The 20726-nt window shown below is 61.0% G+C and carries 14 protein-coding genes and 5 pseudogenes; 4 read left to right on the top strand and 15 right to left on the bottom strand.

The annotated features are described in order from the left end of the window. Nucleotides 1–22: 22 nt before the first annotated feature. From GKC70_RS09305 to sdhC, 5 genes and pseudogenes are all read right to left on the bottom strand, one after another. A complete protein-coding gene (locus GKC70_RS09305; protein WP_317872425.1) occupies nt 23–2854 on the bottom strand; it encodes a 2-oxoglutarate dehydrogenase E1 component in 2832 nt (943 codons plus the stop codon). A 241-nt stretch (nt 2855–3095) separates the two neighbouring features. Then, a pseudogene (locus GKC70_RS09300) lies at nt 3096–3799 on the bottom strand (succinate dehydrogenase iron-sulfur subunit). An 11-nt stretch (nt 3800–3810) separates the two neighbouring features. Then, nucleotides 3811–5582 (bottom strand): annotated as a pseudogene (gene sdhA, locus GKC70_RS09295) (succinate dehydrogenase flavoprotein subunit). A 3-nt stretch (nt 5583–5585) separates the two neighbouring features. Beyond that, nucleotides 5586–5954 (bottom strand): succinate dehydrogenase, hydrophobic membrane anchor protein, encoded by a 369-nt coding sequence (gene sdhD / locus GKC70_RS09290; protein ID WP_342651144.1) that lies wholly within the window; start codon nt 5952–5954, stop codon nt 5586–5588. Next, the gene (gene sdhC, locus GKC70_RS09285; RefSeq protein ID WP_116888551.1) at nt 5948–6334 is read right to left on the bottom strand and encodes a succinate dehydrogenase, cytochrome b556 subunit; all 387 of its coding nucleotides are present in this window, start codon (nt 6332–6334) and stop codon (nt 5948–5950) included. Before sdhC ends, sdhD begins: the two co-directional genes overlap by 7 nt. A 350-nt stretch (nt 6335–6684) precedes the next feature. On the opposite strand from sdhC, the pseudogene gltA reads away from it, so the two are divergent. The 3 genes and pseudogenes from gltA (at nt 6685) to GKC70_RS09270 (ending at nt 9523) form a co-directional block, all read left to right on the top strand. Then, a pseudogene (gltA, locus tag GKC70_RS09280) lies at nt 6685–7973 on the top strand (citrate synthase). Nucleotides 7974–8144: 171 nt separating this feature from the next. Beyond that, nucleotides 8145–8891 carry a hypothetical protein gene (locus tag GKC70_RS09275; protein ID WP_342651143.1) on the top strand — a complete coding sequence of 249 codons (747 nt, stop codon included), beginning with the start codon at nt 8145–8147 and terminating at the stop codon, nt 8889–8891. Nucleotides 8892–8911: 20 nt separating this feature from the next. Beyond that, a complete protein-coding gene (locus GKC70_RS09270; RefSeq protein ID WP_342651142.1) occupies nt 8912–9523 on the top strand; it encodes a hypothetical protein in 612 nt (203 codons plus the stop codon). A gap of 54 nt (nt 9524–9577) precedes the next feature. On the opposite strand, the pseudogene GKC70_RS09265 reads toward GKC70_RS09270, so the two are convergent. The 9 genes and pseudogenes from GKC70_RS09265 to GKC70_RS09225 form a co-directional block, all read right to left on the bottom strand. After that, nucleotides 9578–10182 (bottom strand): annotated as a pseudogene (locus GKC70_RS09265) (START domain-containing protein). Between the two features lie 31 nt (nt 10183–10213). Further along, complete coding sequence (locus GKC70_RS09260) at nt 10214–10468, bottom strand: YkgJ family cysteine cluster protein (RefSeq protein ID WP_029612058.1); 255 nt, start codon at nt 10466–10468, stop codon at nt 10214–10216. Between the two features lie 107 nt (nt 10469–10575). Then, a complete protein-coding gene (locus GKC70_RS09255; protein ID WP_342651491.1) occupies nt 10576–11085 on the bottom strand; it encodes a hypothetical protein in 510 nt (169 codons plus the stop codon). Nucleotides 11086–11145: 60 nt separating this feature from the next. After that, entirely contained in the window at nt 11146–12588 is a 1443-nt protein-coding gene (locus GKC70_RS09250; RefSeq protein WP_039578677.1) for a PLP-dependent aminotransferase family protein, read from the bottom strand. 157 nt (nt 12589–12745) lie between these two features. After that, a complete protein-coding gene (locus GKC70_RS09245) occupies nt 12746–13558 on the bottom strand; it encodes an OmpA family protein (RefSeq protein WP_342651141.1) in 813 nt (270 codons plus the stop codon). Beyond that, nucleotides 13555–13908: a DUF4398 domain-containing protein gene (locus GKC70_RS09240; RefSeq protein WP_029612056.1), complete on the bottom strand. Its 354-nt coding sequence runs from the start codon at nt 13906–13908 to the stop codon at nt 13555–13557. Before GKC70_RS09240 ends, GKC70_RS09245 begins: the two co-directional genes overlap by 4 nt. Nucleotides 13909–13917: 9 nt before the next feature. Further along, nucleotides 13918–14739: a transporter substrate-binding domain-containing protein gene (locus GKC70_RS09235; RefSeq protein ID WP_342651140.1), complete on the bottom strand. Its 822-nt coding sequence runs from the start codon at nt 14737–14739 to the stop codon at nt 13918–13920. A 93-nt stretch (nt 14740–14832) separates the two neighbouring features. Next, nucleotides 14833–15762, bottom strand: a complete 930-nt coding sequence (locus tag GKC70_RS09230) for an FAD-binding protein (protein ID WP_295485105.1) — start codon at nt 15760–15762, stop codon at nt 14833–14835. 1 nt (nt 15763) lies between these two features. Beyond that, complete coding sequence (locus tag GKC70_RS09225; RefSeq protein ID WP_116888555.1) at nt 15764–16513, bottom strand: electron transfer flavoprotein subunit beta/FixA family protein; 750 nt, start codon at nt 16511–16513, stop codon at nt 15764–15766. 544 nt (nt 16514–17057) lie between these two features. Between GKC70_RS09225 and GKC70_RS09220 the strand changes: the two genes are divergently transcribed. Next, nucleotides 17058–18722: an electron transfer flavoprotein-ubiquinone oxidoreductase gene (locus GKC70_RS09220; protein WP_039578690.1), complete on the top strand. Its 1665-nt coding sequence runs from the start codon at nt 17058–17060 to the stop codon at nt 18720–18722. A gap of 87 nt (nt 18723–18809) precedes the next feature. On the opposite strand, the pseudogene GKC70_RS09215 reads toward GKC70_RS09220, so the two are convergent. Next, nucleotides 18810–20619: pseudogene (locus tag GKC70_RS09215) on the bottom strand (ABC transporter ATP-binding protein/permease). Nucleotides 20620–20726: the final 107 nt, after the last annotated feature.

The following is a 20726-nucleotide window of genomic DNA, read 5'->3' as shown; positions in this document are numbered from 1 at the left end:
CGGTTTCAGGTGCGCGAAGGCGTTAGACAGTGAACGCGTCTTGCAGCAGTTTTTCCTGCTGCTCGGCGCTCTTGGACGCGTAGCCACAAGCAGGCGCGGCAGAGGCGTCGCGACCGGCGTACTCGAGGACCAGCGCCTTGTCGTGGCGGCCCAGGATGCGACGCATGTGGTGCTGACTGCTGTACCAGGCACCCTGGTTCATCGGCTCTTCCTGGCACCAGACCGCATGCTTGAGGTTGGTGTACTGCGCCAGGATTTCGACCAGATCGTCCTCAGGGAACGGATACAGCTGCTCGATACGCAGGATGGCGATGTCTTCGCGGCCTTCGGCACGGCGTTTTTCCAGCAGGTCGTAGTAGACCTTGCCGCTGCACAGCACCAGACGCTCGACCTTGGCCGGCTCGATCGCATCGATTTCCGGAATGACGGTCTGGAACGAGCCTTCGGCCAGGTCTTCCAGGGTCGATACAGCCAGCTTGTGGCGCAACAGCGACTTGGGCGTCAGCACGATCAGCGGCTTGCGCAGCGGACGGATGACCTGACGACGCAGCAGGTGATAAATCTGCGCTGGTGTGGTCGGCACGCAGACCTGGATGTTCTGCTCAGCACACAACTGCAGGTAACGCTCAAGGCGTGCCGAGGAGTGCTCCGGGCCCTGCCCTTCATAACCGTGCGGCAACAGCATGGTCAGACCGCACAGACGGCCCCATTTATGTTCGCCGCTGGTGATGAACTGGTCGATCACCACCTGCGCACCGTTGGCGAAGTCGCCGAACTGGGCTTCCCAGATCACCAGCGCGTTCGGCGTGGTGGTCGAGTAGCCGTATTCGAACGCCAGCACGGCCTCCTCCGAAAGGAAGGAGTCGTACAGTTCGAAACGCGGCTGGCCCGGGAACAGGTTCATCAGCGGTACGTAGGTGCCGGCGTCCTTCTGGTTGTGCAGCACCGCGTGACGGTGCGAGAAGGTGCCACGGCCAATGTCCTGGCCGGTCATACGGATCGGGTGACCTTCGAACTGCAGAGTGGCGTAGGCCATGGTCTCTGCGTAACCCCAGTTGATCGGCAGGCCACCGGCCTGCATCTTCTGCCGGTCTTCGTAGATCTTGGCGACCTGACGCTGGACGACGAAGCCTTCCGGCAGCTCGAGCAGCTTGGCCGACAGTTCCTGCAGGGTCTTGAGGTCGAAGCGGGTGTCGTGACGCGCGGTCCAGGCATGGCCCAGATACGGACGCCAGTCGACGAACAACTCGCGGTTCGGCTCTTTGACCAGGCTCTTGACCACGTGCAGGCCGTTGTCCAGCGCGCTGCGGTACTCGTCGATCTTGGCCTGGGCGCGCTCGCTGTCGATGCGACCGGCCTGGATCAGCGCGTCGGCGTACAGCTCACGGGTCGTGCGCTGCTTGCTGATCTGCTGGTACATCAGCGGCTGGGTGCCGTTGGGCTCGTCAGCCTCGTTGTGACCGCGACGGCGGTAGCAGACCAGGTCGATCACCACGTCACGCTTGAACTGCATGCGATAGTCGATGGCCAACTGGGTGACGAACAGCACGGCTTCCGGGTCGTCGCCATTCACATGCAGGATCGGCGCCTGGATCATCTTGGCAACGTCGGTGGCGTACTCGGTGGAACGCGCATCCAGTGGGTTGCTGATGGTGAAGCCGACCTGGTTGTTGATCACGATGTGCACAGTGCCACCGGTCTTGAAACCGCGGGTCTGCGACATCTGGAAGGTTTCCATGACCACGCCCTGACCGGCGAATGCCGCGTCACCGTGGATGGAAATGGGCAGCACCTTGTCACCGACGCTGTCGTTGCGACGGTCCTGGCGGGCACGAACCGAGCCCTCCACCACCGGCGAGACGATTTCCAGGTGGGACGGGTTGAATGCCATGGCCAGGTGGACTTCGCCGCCGCTGGTCATGACGTTGCTGGAGAAGCCCTGGTGATACTTGACGTCACCGGAACCCAGCTCGTTCATCTTCTTGCCTTCGAACTCGTCGAACAGCTCGCGCGGGTTCTTGCCGAAGGTATTGACCAGCACGTTCAGACGACCGCGGTGGGCCATGCCGATCACGACTTCCTTGGTGCCATAGGAGCCGGAGCGCTGGATCATTTCGTCCAGCATTGGAATCAGGCTCTCGCCGCCTTCCAGGCCGAAACGCTTGGTGCCTGGATACTTGGTGCCCAGGTATTTCTCCAGGCCTTCACCGGCGGTGACGCGCTCGAGCAGGTGAGTCTGCACGTCGACGGAGAAGTCAGGACGACCACGCACGCTTTCCAGGCGCTGCTGGAACCAGCTGCGCTGCTCGGAATCGACGATGTGGGTGAACTCGGAGCCGATGGTGCGACAATATGTCTTCTGCAAGGCATCGACGATTTCGCGTAGGCTCGCTTCCTCTTTGCCGATGTACAGGTCGCCGGCACGGAAGGTCGTATCAAGATCGGCATTGGTCAAGCCGTAGTGATTGATCGACAGGTCTACGGGCGCAGGGCGCTGCCACAACCCCAAGGGGTCGAGCTTGGCAGCCTGATGACCGCGCATACGATAGGCCTGGATCAGTCGCAGCACTTCAACCTGCTTCTTCTCGTGTTCGCTGCTCACGCTCCCGGCAGATACCGGTTGAGCGCGGCGCTGGTTCTTCGCCAGCAGTACGAAATGATCGCGGATCGTCGAGTGCGAGACGTCGGTAGCGGTGCTGCCGTCGGCGGGCAACTTCTGGAAGTAGGTGCGCCACTCTTCTGGCACAGCGTTAGGGTCGTGCAGGTAGAGTTCGTAGAGCTCTTCCACATATGCAGCGTTACCACCTGAAAGGTGGGCGCTTTCCCACATGCGCTGCATCACGCTTTCTTGCATGCTTGGTCACCCTCGTTAGGGGACGGATCGACAAGAACCACGCAAACCTGGAAAAGTCCGAACACAGCGACCAACCACGCCACCTGGATCCTGCAGATTTTCCGGGTACCAGCCCGGAAGCCCCTGCTGGTCTCATATCTTCAAAGGTAATGAGCGCGGGCTTTGTGGGCCCTTGCTCCGGTTTTACCTCGGCGCGGGCTCACCACCCGCGCGTCGGCTTACTGCTGGTGCAACATTCGAATCAGGTGCCGCTTTGCAGCAGCATGTTACGTACGTGGCCGATCGCCTTGGTCGGGTTGAGACCCTTCGGGCAGACGTTCACGCAGTTCATGATCCCGCGGCAGCGGAATACGCTGAACGGGTCATCCAGCGACGCCAGGCGTTCCTGGGTCTTGGTATCACGGCTGTCGGCCAGGAAACGGTAGGCCTGCAGCAGCGCGGCGGGGCCCAGGAACTTGTCCGGGTTCCACCAGAACGATGGGCAGGAGGTCGAGCAGCAGGCGCACAGGATGCACTCGTACAGACCGTCCAGCTTCTCGCGCTGTTCCGGCGACTGCAGACGCTCGATGGCCGGGCCGGCGTATCGTTCTGCAGGAATGGCTTCACCTTCTCGTACTGCTTGTAGAAGATGCTCATGTCGACGACCAGGTCACGAATGACCGGCAGCCCCGGCAGCGGACGCAGCACCAGCTTGTTGCCCTTGACCACGCCCGACAACGGGGTGATGCAGGCCAGGCCGTTCTTGCCGTTCATGTTCATGCCATCGGAACCGCACACGCCTTCACGGCAGGAGCGACGGTACGAGAAGCCCTCGTCCTTTTCCTTGATCAGCGCCAGCACGTCCAGCACCATCAGGTCCTTGCCGCCGGTATCGACGTCGAACGACTCCATCTTGGGCGCCGAGTCGGTGTCCGGGTTGTAACGATAAACTTCGACTTTCAACATAGCGGCCACCCTTAGTAAGTCCGGACTTTTGGTTCGAAGGCAGGCACTGTCTTCGGCGCAAAGTTGACACCACGCTTGGCTACGCGCTTCTCACCCGGGTAGTACAGGGTGTGGCACAGCCAGTTTTCGTCGTCACGGTCTTCGAAGTCTTCACGGGCGTGTGCGCCGCGCGACTCTTTACGGGCTTCGGCCGCGATGGCGGTAGCTTCGGCGACTTCCAGCAGGTTCTGCAGCTCCAGCGCTTCGATGCGCGCGGTGTTGAAGGCCTGGGACTTGTCGTTGATCTTGACGTTGGCGATGCGGTCACGCAGACCGGCCAACTGCTCGATACCCTTCTGCATGTATTCGCCAGTACGGAATACACCGAAGTAGTTCTGCATGCAGCTTTGCAGCTCGCGCTTGAGGCTGGCGACGTCTTCGCCGCTGGTACGCTCGTTGAGCTTGTTCAGGCGGTTCAGCGCCACGTCGACATCGGTGTCGCTCGCATCGCGGTACTCGACGCCATCGCTCAGGGCTTTTTCCAGGTGCAGGCCGGCAGCACGGCCGAACACCACCAGGTCGAGCAGCGAGTTGCCGCCCAGGCGGTTGGCACCGTGTACCGATACGCATGCCACTTCACCCACGGCGAACAGACCCGGATGATGTGATCCCGGCCGTCGGCGTCCATGGTGATGGCCTGGCCATGAATGTTGGTGGCAACGCCGCCCATCATGTAGTGGCAAGTCGGGACCACCGGTACCGGCGCGACCACCGGATCGACGTGGGCGAAGGTCTTGGACAGCTCGCAGATACCTGGCAGGCGGCTGTGCAGCACTTCCTCGCCCAGGTGATCAAGCTTGAGCAGGACGTGATCCTTGTTCGGACCCACGCCATTGCCGGCGATGATTTCCTTGACCATGGAACGGGCGACCACGTCGCGGCCAGCCAGGTCTTTCGCGTTCGGCGCGTAACGCTCCATGAAGCGCTCGCCGTGGGCGTTGATCAGGTAGCCACCCTCACCGCGGCAGCCTTCGGTGACCAGTACACCAGCGCCGGCGATGCCGGTCGGGTGGAACTGCCACATCTCGATGTCCTGCACCGGCACGCCGGCGCGCAGCGCCATGCCGATACCGTCGCCGGTATTGATCAGGGCGTTGGTGGTGGAGGCGTAGATACGGCCAGCACCGCCGGTGGCCAGTACGGTGGCCTTGGACTTGATGTACATGGTTTCGCCGGTTTCGATGCAGATCGCAATCACACCGACGAACGCGCCGTCCTGGTTCTTGACCAGGTCAACGGCGTAGTACTCGTTGAGGAAAGTGGTGCCGGCTTTCAGGTTGCCCTGATAGAGGGTGTGCAGCAGGGCGTGACCGGTACGGTCGGACGCAGCGCAGGTACGTGCGGCCTGGCCACCCTTGCCGAAGTCCTTGGACTGGCCACCGAATGGGCGCTGGTAGATACGACCGGTTTCGGTACGCGAGAACGGCAGGCCCATGTGGTCCAGTTCGAAGACCGCAGCCGGTCCTTCCTGGCACATGTATTCGATAGCGTCCTGGTCACCGATGTAGTCGGAGCCCTTGACGGTATCGTACATATGCCAGCGCCAGTCATCGTTCGGGTCGGCCGAAGCGATGGCGCACGTGATGCCGCCCTGGGCGGATACGGTGTGCGAACGGGTCGGGAAGACCTTGGTGACTACGGCAGTCTTGTGGCCGCCTTGAGCCAGCTGCAGCGCAGCGCGCATACCAGCACCGCCGCCACCGATGATGATGGCGTCGAAGGAAATGGTTGGAATGTTAGCCATGAATCAGATACCCCAGAGAATCTGCACACCCCAGACGAAGTAAGCGAACATCGCAACGCCGCATACCGCCTGGAACAGGAAACGAATCGCCGTCGCCGATTTGCCAAGCGCCATAGGCGTCAGGTAGTCGGTGGCGATGGTCCACATGCCGACCCAGGCGTGAGCGCCCAGTGCGACAAGCGCCAGCAGGCTGAAGATTCGCATCGTGTTGTTGGAGAACAGGGCGTGCCACTGGGCGTAGTCGAGCCCAGGATGCACGGCCAGGTAGCCGATCAGGAAAATGAAATAAGCCGCGAGAACGACCGCAGAAACGCGCTGCGCCATCCAGTCATAGAGGCCCGAACGCGACAGGTTCGTGACATTGGTTACCATACCCAAACTCCCGCCAGAACGATCAGCACCACAGAGATGACGATCACGATTTTCGAGCCCAGCTTGCCGCCTTCCAGCGTCTCGCCGATACCCACGTCCATGATCAGGTGACGAACACCTGCGACGAGGTGATACAGCAGGCCGGACAGCAGGCCCCAGGTCACCAGCTTGGCCAGCGGACTGGTCAGACACGCCTTCACCTCGGCAAAGCCTTCCTCGGAACCCAGCGACTTGCCCAGTGCGTACAGCATGATGGCAAGGCCGAGGAACAGGATGACGCCGGAAATACGATGAAGAATGGACGTGTAGGCTGTGATCGGGAGTTTGATGGTCCTTAGGTCTAGGTTTACAGGTCGTTGGCTTTTCACGGCTTTTTTCACACTGAAGAGCCCCTAGGGAACAGGGCAAAGTTGTTGGTAAGTGTACTGGTCAGGTACCCACCACCGGAGAGAACACGACACCCAGCAGGGCGGGCTGGAAAGCCCCTGGGAGTCGGCTGCCGAGTATAGACAGTTAGGCTGCTTATGACAACGTGAGGGGCTAGCCCGAATAGCGCATTGCCTTTAGTGAACAAAAGGCGTAAATGGCCGGCAATTTCGTGAAAATCATGGGCTTGGAGAGGGTTTCAACCAGCCTTTAGGCAAATTGACATCTGAATTTATCCCTCTATAGTGGTGCGGGCCCTGCGTGGGGGTCTGACTGATGATTTCAAGCATTAATAGGAGGCCACATGGCTGACAAAAAAGCGCAGTTGGTCATCGAGGGCGCAGCCCCCGTAGAGCTGCCCATTTTAACCGGCACCGTTGGTCCCGATGTCATCGACGTCCGCGGGTTGGGGGCATCCGGTCACTTCACCTTCGACCCGGGCTTCATGGCCACCGCCTCGTGCGAATCCAAGATCACCTACATCGACGGCGACAAGGGCGTACTGCTGCACCGCGGCTACCCCATCGAACAGCTCGCCGAGCAGTCGGACTACCTGGAAACCTGTTACCTGCTGCTCAACGGCGAACTGCCGAACGCCGAGCAGAAGGCCAAGTTCGTCAGCAACGTCAAGAACCACACCATGGTTCACGAACAGCTGAAAACCTTCTTCAACGGCTTCCGCCGCGACGCGCACCCCATGGCCGTCATGTGCGGCGTGGTCGGCGCCCTCTCGGCCTTCTACCACGACTCGCTGGACATCAATAACCCCCAGCACCGCGAGATCTCGGCCGTGCGCCTGGTGGCGAAGATGCCGACCCTGGCCGCGATGGTCTACAAGTACTCCATGGGCCAACCCATGATGTACCCGCGCAACGACCTGTCGTACGCAGAGAACTTCCTGCACATGATGTTCAACACCCCGTGCGAGATCAAACCGATCAGCCCGGTGCTGGCCAAGGCGATGGACCGGATCTTCATCCTCCACGCCGACCACGAGCAGAATGCGTCCACCTCTACCGTACGCCTGGCAGGCTCCTCGGGCGCCAACCCGTTCGCCTGTATCGCCGCCGGCATCGCGGCGCTGTGGGCCCTGCCCACGGTGGCGCAAACGAAGCCGTATTGACCATGCTCGATGAAATTGGCGATGTCTCGAACATCGACACTTTCATCGCCAAGGCCAAGGACAAGAACGATCCGTTCAAGTTGATGGGCTTCGGTCACCGCGTCTACAAGAACCGCGACCCACGCGCCACCGTGATGAAGCAGACCTGCGACGAAGTGCTGCGCGAACTGGGCATCAAAGACGATCCGCAACTCGAACTGGCCATGCGCCTGGAAGAGATTGCCCTGACCGATCCGTACTTCATCGAGCGCTCGCTGTACCCGAACGTCGACTTCTACTCGGGGATCATCCTCAAGGCGATCGGCATTCCAACCAGCATGTTCACCGTGATCTTCGCCCTGGCCCGCACCGTAGGCTGGATCTCGCACTGGAAAGAAATGCTGTCCGGCCCGTACAAGATCGGCCGTCCGCGCCAGCTGTACACCGGCGAACCGCAGCGTGACCTGACCGCACTGAAAGATCGCAAGTAAACGATCACTGCGCGTCGAACGAAAAGCCCGGCAACTTGCCGGGGCTTTTCGTTTCTACTGACCGACTCAATCCAACGAAACCCTTCCTGCTGATGTGCCGCCAGCGGACACGAGACGATCCGAGCGCACGTCAGAACGTGCGAACTCACACAGCCTCAGCAGGACAAACTAATGACTATCGAAAAAAGCCTGGCCTTCATCGACCAGCTCCCCGCCCCACGCGTGCGGCGTGACGCACCCACCACCCTCGATACCCCCACAACACCGGGCACAGACGCGAAGGCCGGCGTCATTCAATCACAACTGATCGCCTTCACCTCGGGCCTGGATACGCACTTCAAAGAAGCAGTCAAGTATTCGACGCAGCTTGCGCAACGCGTAGCCGACAGCAAATTCAACCATATACAACAGCGCATGGAATGGTATGAGGCTTACAACGAAGCGCTGAAACATGTGGGCTGGGTAGGCTCCAACAACAAGTTGACCCAATACAAGAATAGCAACCTCGAAATCACCATGGAAAACGTGGCGATTGAACTGGTCAAACTGGCCGCCGGCCCGAACGCCGCCATTATTGCCGACCTGACCAGCGCCACCATCAATGCACTGAAGGGCGACGGCGAAGTGTTGAGCAAGCTGCAGACGTCTTCCAGCTCAGGTGCATCCGGCGCCTTCGACATCTTGCCCACCCTGCAGAAGGGTGACGATGTGGTCATGTACAACCACGCGATGGTGTTTGAACACAGCAAGGATAGCGGGGGCTTCTGGTTCTGGAGCTGGACCATGAGCCAGGTCAGCCTCAATCACTGCGCCAATGAGTGGACACTCAATTACTCGTTCTACAAAGACGTCGAAAGCAAGATCAAGCAAAAGCTCGGTGATAGCACGGACAAATTCTTCGACTCGCTGAATTTCTGATGGTTTGACAGGAAGACATCATGGACGACCACCCAAGCGATCTCTATCGAGTAGCCGAGGCGATTGTGTCCGTACCCTGCTCGATCACCGCCATGGACCGACAGGACATACTGGACAGCCTCTTACTGGCACAACTCTACGCTAGCCGGCAACATGACGCGCTCGAGGCCGCCAGCGAATGGGCGACGACGTGCCTGACAAGCCTGAACAACCTTCACTGGGGACTCATCTCGTCTTTTCACAAGGCCAAGACACTCACCGATGCTTTCAGCGTCAAGTCAGTGATAGAACACGCTGCCACTGTAGAGGTGCTAGACCGCCTATCAACAGAGGCGAGACAGACGATGCATACCTACAGCACGCGACAGCGCAGCGGCCTATTTCAAGTGAAGCTGGCGATCGTTCGGATCACCGCGCGGGACCGCTTTAACCTGATGAGCCTACTCTTCAACTGCGCGCCATCACCTGAGTATGACTGGATCAACCAGCAGCACTATGCGTCGCTACAGGCCCCTGTAGTCGCCAAATTGAACGAAGCAAGCTTCAGCCAGACGGCCGACTATGCCGACGTCAGGATGAAAGTCGTGAAAGCCTTGGGCGCTCAGCGACTGAAGGAGATTCAATTGCTGTAAACCACATGCCTAACGGAACCTCCGCCCCAAGCGATGGGGCGGATTTCTCTTCGATCAGCGCGCTTCAGCCCGCTCGCGCAACGCCTTGAGCGTATTGAAAGGCGCCTCGACCACGAACTTGTTGGCCAACCATGACGGCACGCTGCCGCCCGGCTCCGTGTGCACCTGATAGGTCACCTCGGTACTGTCACCCTTGGGCACCAGCTTCCAGAAGCCCTCCACCTGGACGACTCGCACGAACCCCTTCTCTTCCGGCAGGTACTTGGGCTCACCTTCGAGTTTGCGCGTCAGGCTGCCGTCCGCTTCCTGCACGGTGGTCACATGAAGGATCGAGTCACGCGGCGTCACCGGCCACGGCGTATTGAACTGCGTATAGGTCCAGCTCTGGTCGCCCTCATGCTTGAGCAGCTTTTGTGACTTGCATTCATGCACCCACGCGCAAGAGCTCGCCACATCCTCCTGCAGCGCCTTGATCTTGGCCAATGGCGCCTTGATGACGGTGACCCACGATAGGCCTTGTACTTCGAGCCAGCCACTTCGCTGAGGGACACCTGAATGCCCTCCTCGTCCTTGGCCACTTGCCAGCTCTCCGCCCAGACCACCGGCGCCAGGAGAAGGCCCATGCCACACAGCAAAACAACGCGCTTGATCGATCTCATCATCTTGTTCCTTTTGTCGAAGAGCCCAATGTCACGCCGCAGTCATTCGCTCCAGCCAGCCGATGATCCTGATCGCCTCGTCGCGATCACTCCCACAGATGTCCACCTCAGCCTTGAATCCGGCACAGACTTTCGGCCGCTCGGGCTTGCCAAACAAAGCACAGAGGTTATCCAAGGACAAATGCAAGCAGCGCTCGCCTGCCGGCTTGCCATGCGGCATTCCGGGTATCGACGAGCTGATGGACGGGGCGATGCAACAGGCACCGCAGCCCTCACGGCATTTCATGACAACTGCACTCCCTGGAGCAGAACGGGACGGACATCCCTGGATACTAACCGCTCAAACATACGTTTGAAATTGCCGACTCGATGAAATCCCCCGTGACTCGACAGTCAGTTACGGAATTCAAATTCGATGGCAGCACCCTCTACATCACGACGGCTGTCGTTACGCAACTGAAGCTGCATCTCGTTACTGATCAGCCTGCCATTGAGCTGGAACGGGCTGTCATCACCGGCAGACTTGTCGGGGAACATGGCCGGCAACAACGCCTTTCGGGGTGCAGGCGTGGAGCCTGCAGTCGGCTTGAGATTTCTCACCATATCGCTCGGCAGACTGAGGTCGAGCTTAGGATTGGGCAGCGGCTGGGCGGCAGCCGTACCGACGGACTTGCTCTTGGCCGCCTTGCGCTTGGCCTTGGCTGCCGATTTGCTCGGCGTCTTCGCCGGCTTCTTCGCGACCGGCTTGGCAGCCTGCTTGACTGCAGGCTTGGCAGCGGCACCACCCGTCTTAGCCGACGCGGCCTCACTCGCAGCTGGCGCCTGCGCAGCATGCACCGCAATGCCGGGCCACAAGGGACACGCTAGACACAATAGCAGTGCAGAAAGACGGAAGGCATTCATAGCGATCGAAGGCATGGCATCAAAATGCCTATGCTCCCCGTTAAACGCGCATATGACAAGCTAGAAAATGGCCATAGACGATTCTCGACACAACTGCTGGGCCAACAGCCCCAACGTCATGACTGCACGCTCGGCTTCCCTGTTCCAGGGAATCCCGCAGTTCAAGCGAATGCAGTGGTTGAACTGCTCGGTGTTGCTGAAGATGAGCCCGGGCGCGATGCTGATGCCCTGCTCCAGCGCCCGCACATGCAGCTCCTGGGTATTGACCCGCCCCGGAAGACTGACCCACAGAATGAATCCGCCCGTGGGCCGAGTCATCTGTGTGCCCTCGGGGAAATGCTGCTGTACCGCCAACTGATAGGCGCTGAGGTTCTTGCGGTATTCCTGGCGGATGAAGCGTAGGTGGCGGTCGTAACCACCATTTTCCAGGTAGGCCGCCACGCCCATCTGCGTGACACTGCAGGCCGAATGGGTGGTGAAGGTCTGCAGTCGCTGGATCTCATCCTGATAGCGTCCCGGAATCATCCAGCCGACGCGCACACCGGGCGATAGCGTCTTGGAAAAGCTCGAGCAGTAGATCACCCGATCCAGTCGGTCAAAGGCCTTGAGGGCCTTGGTCCGGCCCTGTTCGAACATCAGCTCACCATAGATATCGTCTTCGACGATCTGAATATCGAAGTCCGAAGCCAGGCGCAACAACTGCTTCTGACGCTCCTCGGGCATGGTGCCGCCCAGCGGGTTGCTCAGGCGTGGCGTGAGCACCAGCGCCTTGATCGACCACTGGTTGGCGGCCAGTTGCAAGGCCTCCAGACTGATGCCGGTGGACGGGTCACTGGGGATCTCGATGACCTTCAGCCCCAGCAGGTCAGCCAATTGCAGCAGGCCGTAATAGGTCGGCGATTCAGCAGCGATCAGGTCGCCCGGACGGGTCAACACGCGCAGCGACATCTGCAGCGCATCCACGCAGCCATGGGTGACGATGACCTCGCGCGGGTCGACCAGCACCCCGGCGTCGCGCATACGGATGGCGATCTGCCGACGCAGCGGCTCGAACCCTGGGCTGAACATATAGCTGAAGGCGCGCGGGCTGTGGAAGCGAGTGACCTTGGCGATCTGCTGATGCAGTGCGCGCACGGGCAGGTAGTCCACGTGAGGGACCGCTGCGCCGAAGGGAAACACGCCGTCGCGGCGCGCTTCGGTCAACACCTGCTGGATGATACTGGCCCGCGTGACCAGCCCTGGACGCTCGACCCGCGCGATGTCGGGGGTCGGCGCAGTCAAGGCGGGCGTCTGGTGGACGTAATAGCCGGACTGCGGCCGGGCGCGAATCAGCCCTTGGTCCTCGAGATTGGCATAGGCCTGCAACACCGTGGCGTGACTGACGTTGAGCTGTGCGCTCATCTTGCGCACCGACGGCACCCGCTCACCTGGCTGGTAGACACCGCGACGGATGTCCTCGGCCAGTTGCTGGGCGATACGCTGGTACAACAGCAGATTGGTCATGGTGATTCTCGAGACGCGGACAGATTCGTTGTTTTTGTGCCACTCACAGTCCAGACAGAATACCGGAACAGTTGCAAAGTGTACTGGGACAGATCAGAGGATAGTCGCCGTTACAGTTGCGTGATAGCCAAAACGACCCGTTGCCGCGTCAACCGCCTCAGCGTGGCGGCGCAAGCCTGCCCTTGTCGTCGGAAAAGACGATCTCGACCCGGCGATTCTGTGCCCTGCCCCGCTCCGACGCGTTGACCTCTACCGGATACTGATCGCCGTAGCCCTGGACCTCGATGCGCTTCTCATCGATGCCCAGGTCGACCAGCATGTCCGCTACCGACTGGGCGCGATCGCGCGACAGCTTCAGGTTGTCTTCCGGCGTTCCGGTGCTGTCGGTATAACCCTCGATGCGCACCACGCGTCGCGGGTTGAGCTGGAGGAACTGCACCAGCTTGAGCACGGTACGGCTGGCCGAACTCTTCAACTGCGCTTCGCCGGTGTCGAACAGCACGTCCGACAGGGTCATGACCAGACCGCGCTCGCCCTGCTCGGAGGCCAGTGCGGCGATCTGCGATTCGACCCATTTACCCTGCTGCTGAACACTGTCCAGTTTCGCCTCGCGCAACGCCAGTTGCAGACGCTGACGCTCCAAATCGAGTTTGGCCAGACGCTCCTGATTCAGCGCCAGGTTGGCATGCTCGCGGGCGATCTCGCTGTAGCGCTGGCTGAGATAAGCGTAATGGCGCACGTCACTGCCGGTGCCCACATAACCTGCCAGGCGCTCGGCCCGCGCCAGCGATTCACCGGCGCGAATCACATCGCGCGGCGCACTGCGCAGCACATCGGAGTCATCCTTGACCTTCTGCAAGGCGGTGGACGCATCGACCAACGCGGACTCACTGCGCTGGCTCGCGCAGCCCTGGAGGCCGACAAACGTCAGGAATGCCAAGGTGGCAAAAGGCTTGAGGGTGCGATTCATGGCTGCACCTCCAGTTGTTTGCGCAGGCGCTTGACGCGCGCGTCAACCACCTTCAATTGCTCGGCGCTCTTTTCCGTCAGCACCTGGGCTTCGGCCAGGCGCGCATCCAGCTCGGCCTGTTCGGCGCGCATGCGGGCGTCGCGAAAGTCCTGGCTGGTCATGTTGGATCTGGCCCGCGCCAGCTTGTCTTCCGCCAGCTTGAAGGTGTCGACCTGGTCGGTAGCGCCAACCGCCCTGGCCTGCTCAAGGGCTTGCTCGGACAGGCGCATCTGCTCATTGGGGGCCGGGTCATTGGCACAACCGGCGAGGCCGACGACGGCCAGGGCCAGGATCAGGGGTTGGGTTCTCACGCAATCTTCCTACTGTTTGGGGGCGTCAGCGGTCATCTGCATCTGCGCCTTCCAGCGCTCCACGTTCTGTTGCAGCACCGCCTCGGAGGCACCAGAGACCGGCAATTCTGTCAGCTTTTTCGCCAATTGCCCACGCAACCAGGCGTCATTGCAGGCCGAGTTGTGGGACACGGCCAAGTACAGCCCAGGCCGGTCCACCACCAGCTCCCGAGCGATGAGGTCACTGCCCAACCCCAGACTCTGGATCATGGCCAGGCCCGAATAGCGCCCGGCCAGCACGTAATCCACTTGGCCCAACACCAGCTTCTGCAAGGCTTGAGTCAGGTTCTGCGAGGGCACCAGCTTGAGCTGAGCCTTGGCGAAGGCCTCGAAGGCCGGGGTCAGCCGAGCCTTCTCCGACACGCTGCCCTGGTAGCGGGCAAGATCAGCTGGGCCGTCCAGCGTCACGGTTGCGTCATGACGGGTCCAGACCAGGTATTCGTTGAGTTGCAGTGGCGGATGAATGTAGTCCAGTGCGGTCAGCTGAGCGACCTGCATGGGCGTATCCAGCAACACGTCCATGCGCCCGCTGCGAACCTCTTCGAGCGCCTGATCCCGGCGTCCGGCGCTCAGTACTTCGACCTTCACGCCAAGCTCGCCTGCCACCTGGCGCAACAGGTCGACGTTGGCGCCGATCAAATGCCTGGGGTCCTTCGGGTCTTGCCAGGAGTAAGGCGGCGCGTCCGGGCTACCGGTCGCCACCAGCTTCTCGCATTTGCCAGCCGCCATCGCCTGCGAAGCCGTCACGGCCATCATGCACATCAGCCAGCGGCTGGTTTTGCCCAACTTCATTGCCCTCTCCTTGCCACACCGCACGGACCCACCATGAAAAAAGCCCGACCCTCTAGGCGAGGGCCGGGCTTCTTTATAAGTGAAGCGCCTGGATCAGACCAGCTTTTCCAGCTCCGGCACCGCCTCGAAGAGGTCGGCGACCAGACCGTAATCGGCCACTTGGAAGATCGGTGCTTCCTCGTCCTTGTTGATGGCGACGATCACCTTGGAGTCTTTCATCCCCGCCAGGTGCTGGATCGCGCCGGAGATACCGACGGCAATATACAACTGCGGTGCGACGATCTTGCCGGTCTGACCGACCTGCATGTCGTTGGGCACAAAGCCCGCATCCACTGCAGCGCGCGAGGCGCCGACCGCGGCACCGAGCTTGTCGGCCAGGGTATACAGGTGCTTGAAGTTGTCACCATTGCCCATGCCACGACCGCCGGAGACGACGATCTTGGCGGCAGTCAGCTCCGGACGGTCGGATTTGGCCAACTCCTCGCCCACGAACGACGACTTGCCTGCATCGTGAGCGGCCGCGACCGCCTCCACAGCCGCCGAACCACCTTCTGCGGCCACGGCATCGAAGCCGGTGGTGCGCACGGTGATGACCTTGACCGCAGCGCTCGATTGCACGGTGGCGATGGCGTTACCGGCGTAGATCGGGCGCTTGAAGGTATCGGCGGACTCGACCGCGATGATCTCGGAGATCTGGTCGACGTCCAGCAGTGCAGCGACGCGCGGCAGGATGTTCTTGCCATTGGTAGTGGCCGGGGCCAGCACGTGGGTGTAGCCGCTGGCCAGTTCCTGGATCAGGGGCGCGACGTTTTCTGGCAAGGCGTGGGCGTAAGCGGCATTGTCGGCCACCAGGACCTTGGCCACGCCAGCGATCTTGGCAGCAGCTTCGGCAATGCCGGCCACATTCTGACCTGCGACCAGCACGTGCACATCGCCACCGATCTTGGCCGCGGCAGCGACCGTGTTCAGGGTGGCAGGCGCCAGTGCGGCGTTTTCGTGTTCAGCGACAACCAGGATAGTCATTTCAGATTACCTTCGCTTCGTTCTTCAGCTTCTCGACCAGTTCGGCCACCGACTTGACCTTGACGCCTGCACTGCGGGCAGCCGGGGCTTCGACCTTGATGGTCTTGGTGGTGGAGGCAGTGGATACGCCCAGCGCGTCCGGCGTGACGGTCTCCAGGGGCTTCTTCTTGGCCTTCATGATATTGGGCAGCGACGCGTAGCGTGGCTCATTCAGACGCAGGTCGGTGGTGACGATCGCCGGGAGCGCCAGCGCGACGGTCTGCAGGCCGCCATCGATCTCGCGGGTGACGTTGAGCTTGTCGCCAGCCACTTCGACCTTGGAGGCGAAGGTGCCCTGAGCGTAGCCCGTCAGCGCAGCGAGCATCTGACCGGTCTGATTGTTGTCGCTGTCGATTGCCTGTTTGCCAAGGATGACCAGTTGCGGCTGTTCCTTGTCGACGATGGCCTTGAGCGCCTTGGCCACGGCCAGAGAGTTGAGCTCTTCGCCGGTCTCGACCAGGATGGCGCGATCAGCGCCCAGGGCCAGGGCCGTACGCAGTTGCTCCTGGGCGGCGGTCGGGCCGACGGCGACGGCGACGATCTCGGTCGCTACGCCCTTCTCTTTCAGACGCACGGCTTCTTCAACGGCGATTTCGCAGAAGGGGTTCATGGACATCTTGACGTTTGCAAGGTCGACGCCGGAGTTGTCCGCCTTGACGCGAACCTTGACGTTGTAGTCGACCACTCGTTTGACAGCTACAAGAACCTTCATGGATTCCTCGTTACTCTCCGGTGAAAAGAATGTCGCCTGGGGCGTGCCCGGCGAATGCGCGTGGGTACAAGGACACCTCTGAAAACGTTCCGGGGGCGAGGAAATTTGCCGTGACTGCTGAGTCTGGTGGCGACCCGGAAGGCAAAACCCTTGGGTCATTTCCTGTCGTGGCGTGTAGACTTCACTACACGACGGGTTTTAGCCGGAAAACCCTGCTCCACGCCTGGCTTTTAGAGGTGCACCTGCGCCCGACGATCAGCCTACGGCGAGCGTAAAACCGCTCGTATCTTGACCGTAACACCCAATCGGGTCAATACGGCAAATCGGCCAGCCTCCAGCCGCACACCTGTGATTTTACTGGGCTGCGGCATATTCAAACAAACGTTTGTATTGGACCCGCCAAGTGGTGTAGATATAATGCGCGGCCAAGACAATACGGTGTAGTCCGCCTCTGGCACGGCTACCGCTGCCCCCACCGTGAGCGGGCATTCGAGACACCCATAAGACAAAGCAAACGCGACGAGCCTTGAGTAGGAGAGAACCTGTGGAACGCGAATACATGGAATTCGACGTGGTCATCGTCGGCGCAGGTCCTGCGGGCCTGTCCGCCGCCTGCCGCCTCAAGCAGAAGGCCGCCGAAGCCGGTAACGAGATCAGCGTCTGCGTGGTCGAGAAAGGCTCCGAAGTGGGCGCCCACATCCTCTCTGGCGCGGTGTTCGAGCCCCGTGCGCTGAATGAGCTGTTCCCCGACTGGAAAGCCCTCGGCGCGCCGCTGAACACCGAAGTCAAACGCGACGACATCTATGTGCTCAAAGACGCGGGCAGCTCGGTCAAGGTGCCCGACCTGTTCGTGCCCAAGACCATGCACAACCAGGGCAACTACATCATCTCGCTGGGCAACCTGTGCCGCTGGCTGGCGCAACAGGCCGAAAACCTCGGCGTGGAAATCTATCCAGGCTTCGCCGCCCAGGAAGCGCTGTTCGACGACGCCGGTGTGGTGCGCGGCATCGTCACGGGCGATCTGGGCGTGGACCGTGAGGGCAACCCCAAGGAAGGCCTGTACACGCCGGGCATGGAACTGCGCGCCAAGTACACCCTGTTCGCCGAGGGCTGCCGCGGACACATCGGCAAGCAACTGATCAAGCGTTTCAACCTGGACAGCGAAGCCGATGTGCAGCACTACGGCATCGGCATCAAGGAAATCTGGGAGATCGACCCGAGCAAGCACGAGCAGGGTCTGGTGGTGCACACCGCCGGCTGGCCGCTGGACGTGGTCAGCGCGGAAAACACCGGCGGCTCTTTCCTCTATCACCTGGAGAACAACCAGGTGGTGGTCGGCCTGATCGTCGACCTCTCCTACGCCAACCCCTACCTGTCGCCGTTCGACGAATTCCAGCGCCTGAAACACCATCCGGTGATCAGCCAATACCTCGAAGGCGGCAAGCGCATCAGCTACGGCGCGCGCGCCATCTGCAAAGGCGGCCTGAACTCGCTGCCCAAGATGGTGTTCAACGGCGGCGCGCTGATCGGCTGCGACCTGGGCACGCTGAACTTCGCCAAGATCAAAGGCAGCCACACCGCGATGAAGTCCGGCATGCTCGCCGCCGACGCGGTGGCCGAAGCCCTGCTGGCCGGCCGCGAAGGCGGCGACACCCTCGATCGCTATGTCGAGACGTTCAAGGCCAGCTGGCTGTATGAGGAACTGTACGCCAGCCGTAACTTCGGCCCGGCCATGCACAAGTTCGGCCCGCTGTTCGGCGCGGCGTTCAACTACATCGATCAGAACTGGTTCGCTGGCAAGCTGCCTTTCACCTTGCGCGATACCAAGCCGGACTACGCTTGCATGAAACTTGCGGCCGACTCCACCCGCATTGACTATCCGAAACCCGACGGCAAACTCAGCTTCGACAAACTCAGCTCGGTCTTCCTCTCCAGCACCAACCATGAAGAGGAACAACCCTGCCACCTGAAACTTACCGATCCAAATGTGCCGATCGCCACCAACCTGCCACTGTACGATGAGCCCGCCCAGCGTTATTGCCCAGCAGGCGTGTACGAGGTGGTCACCCAGGAAGACGGCAGCAAGCGCTTCCAGATCAACGCGCAGAACTGCGTGCACTGCAAGACTTGCGACATCAAGGATCCGTCACAAAACATCACCTGGGTCACCCCCGAAGGTGCTGGCGGGCCGAACTACCCCAACATGTAAATTCGCCTCCAAGCAAAAGCCCCCAGACAGCGATGTCTGGGGGCTTTTACTTGGAGCGCTGAAAAGTCCTGCGCAACAGACCGACATTCAGGACAGTACGACCGCTTCCTGCTCGACCATCGCCCAACCACCCCGCCCATCCAGCTCCAGACGGTGGCTGTGAAAGCTCGCCAAGGTACTGCGGTGACCGACGCTGACCAGCAGTGTTTCCGGCATCTCGCGACGCAGCATCGAGTACAGGGCATGTTCGAGCCCCTCGTCCATCGCCGAGGTGGACTCATCCAGAAACACCACGTGCGGCTGATTGAACAACACCCGCGCGAAGGCCAGACGTTGCTGCTCACCGATCGACAGAATGCGCGACCACTCTCGGCTTTCCTCCAGCCGCTCGGCCAGATGCGCCAGGCTCACATGACGCAGCACCTGCTGCATTTTCGCGTCCTGCTCCGGGCTCGAGGGCGCTGGATAGGCGATGGCAGCGCGCAGATCGCCGAGCGGCAGATACGGTCGCTGCGACAAGAACAGTGCCAAGTGCCCAAGCGGCCGTCCGACCTGACCTTCGGCATAGGCCAGAGGCCAGCCAGCGCTCGCAGCAGCGTGGTCTTGCCGCTGCCCGATGGGCCCTTGATCAGCAGCGCCTGTCCAGCCTGCAGGTGCAGGTCAAGGTCGGCGATCAAGCGCTGCCCATCAGGGCGACACACCTGCAACCCTTCGATGGCCAACGCACGCGACAACTCGCGAGTCGTGAGTTGCGGCAACGCCACAGCCTGGCGGTTGGCATCGACGAAGCCGGTGAGACGGTCCAGGGTGGCGCGGTAGCTGGCGAAGGTATCGTAGGACTCACGGAAGAACGACAGCGAATCCTGTACCTGCCCGAACGCCTGCGCGGTCTGCATCACATCGCCGAGCTTGATGGCCCCACTGAAGAAACGTGGGGCCTGGAGGATAAACGGAAACACCACCGCCACTTGCCCGACGCCGAGGTTGAAACCATTGAACTTCAGCGTCCGCCAGACCAAGGCCCAGACATTGCCGATGAGTGCGAAGAAGCGACCCAGCAGGGTCCCGCGCTCGACCTGGGCACCTTGATAAAAGGCCACGTTCTCGGCGTTTTCACGCAGGCGCATCAGTGCATAACGAAAGTTCGCCGTGAGTTTCTCGTTGAGAAAGTTCAGCCGGATCAATGGCTGGCCAAGACGGAAGGCGATCCAGGTGGCAATCAGCACATAGAGGTAGACCGCGAACACCATCGCCCGCGGCACCTCGACACCCGCGACCGCAAGCGGTGCCGACAGCCCCCAGAGAATGCTGGTGAACGCCACCAGTGATACCAGCGCGCCGACCACCCCAGCGCCAGCGACACCGAGCCGGATACGAAGGCACTGATGTCCAGCTCGATACGCTGGTCCGGGTTATCCACGGATTGCTCGAGGAACTGCCCACGATAGTAGGCATCCCCCTGCATCCAGTCAGCCGTCAGGCGTTCGGTCAGCCAGATGCGCCAGTGGATGTTGAACGATTGCGTGACGTAGTAGCTGAACAGCGCGCGTGCCACATGAATGCTCGCCAGCACGGCGAATACGCCCAGCAAATACCAGAAGGCGCTCTGATCCAGGCTCTGCAAGGCGTCGTAGAAGCCGTTGTACCAGAACGAGAACAGCACGTTCATGCGCACCGCAAACAGCGTCAGCAACAGCAACAGCGCGAACATCGACAATGGCCGCCAACTGCGCCTGAAATTGAAATAAGCGCCCGCCAATTGCCAGAACTGCTGGCCCCAGCGGGTAAAACGCACCGCCAGCACGGCGGCACCGATGAACGCAACGACAGTGATCGAAAAGGCGATTGCCAGCCAGCTCAGGCTCTGTTGCAGGGCCTGGTGCCAGTTCATGTCCATAGGAAAAGTCCGCGGCGAGAATTTACCCGAGCCTAGCACCGGGCGCGCCGAGGGAAGATGACGGAGGTTTCATGTTCGAGGGGAGCCGCCCTGCCAGCAATCAGGGC

The organism is Pseudomonas sp. REB1044, assembly GCF_038813925.1.
GTDB lineage: Bacteria > Pseudomonadota > Gammaproteobacteria > Pseudomonadales > Pseudomonadaceae > Aquipseudomonas > Aquipseudomonas boreofloridensis.
This window is presented reverse-complemented; position numbering and strand designations above follow the sequence as displayed.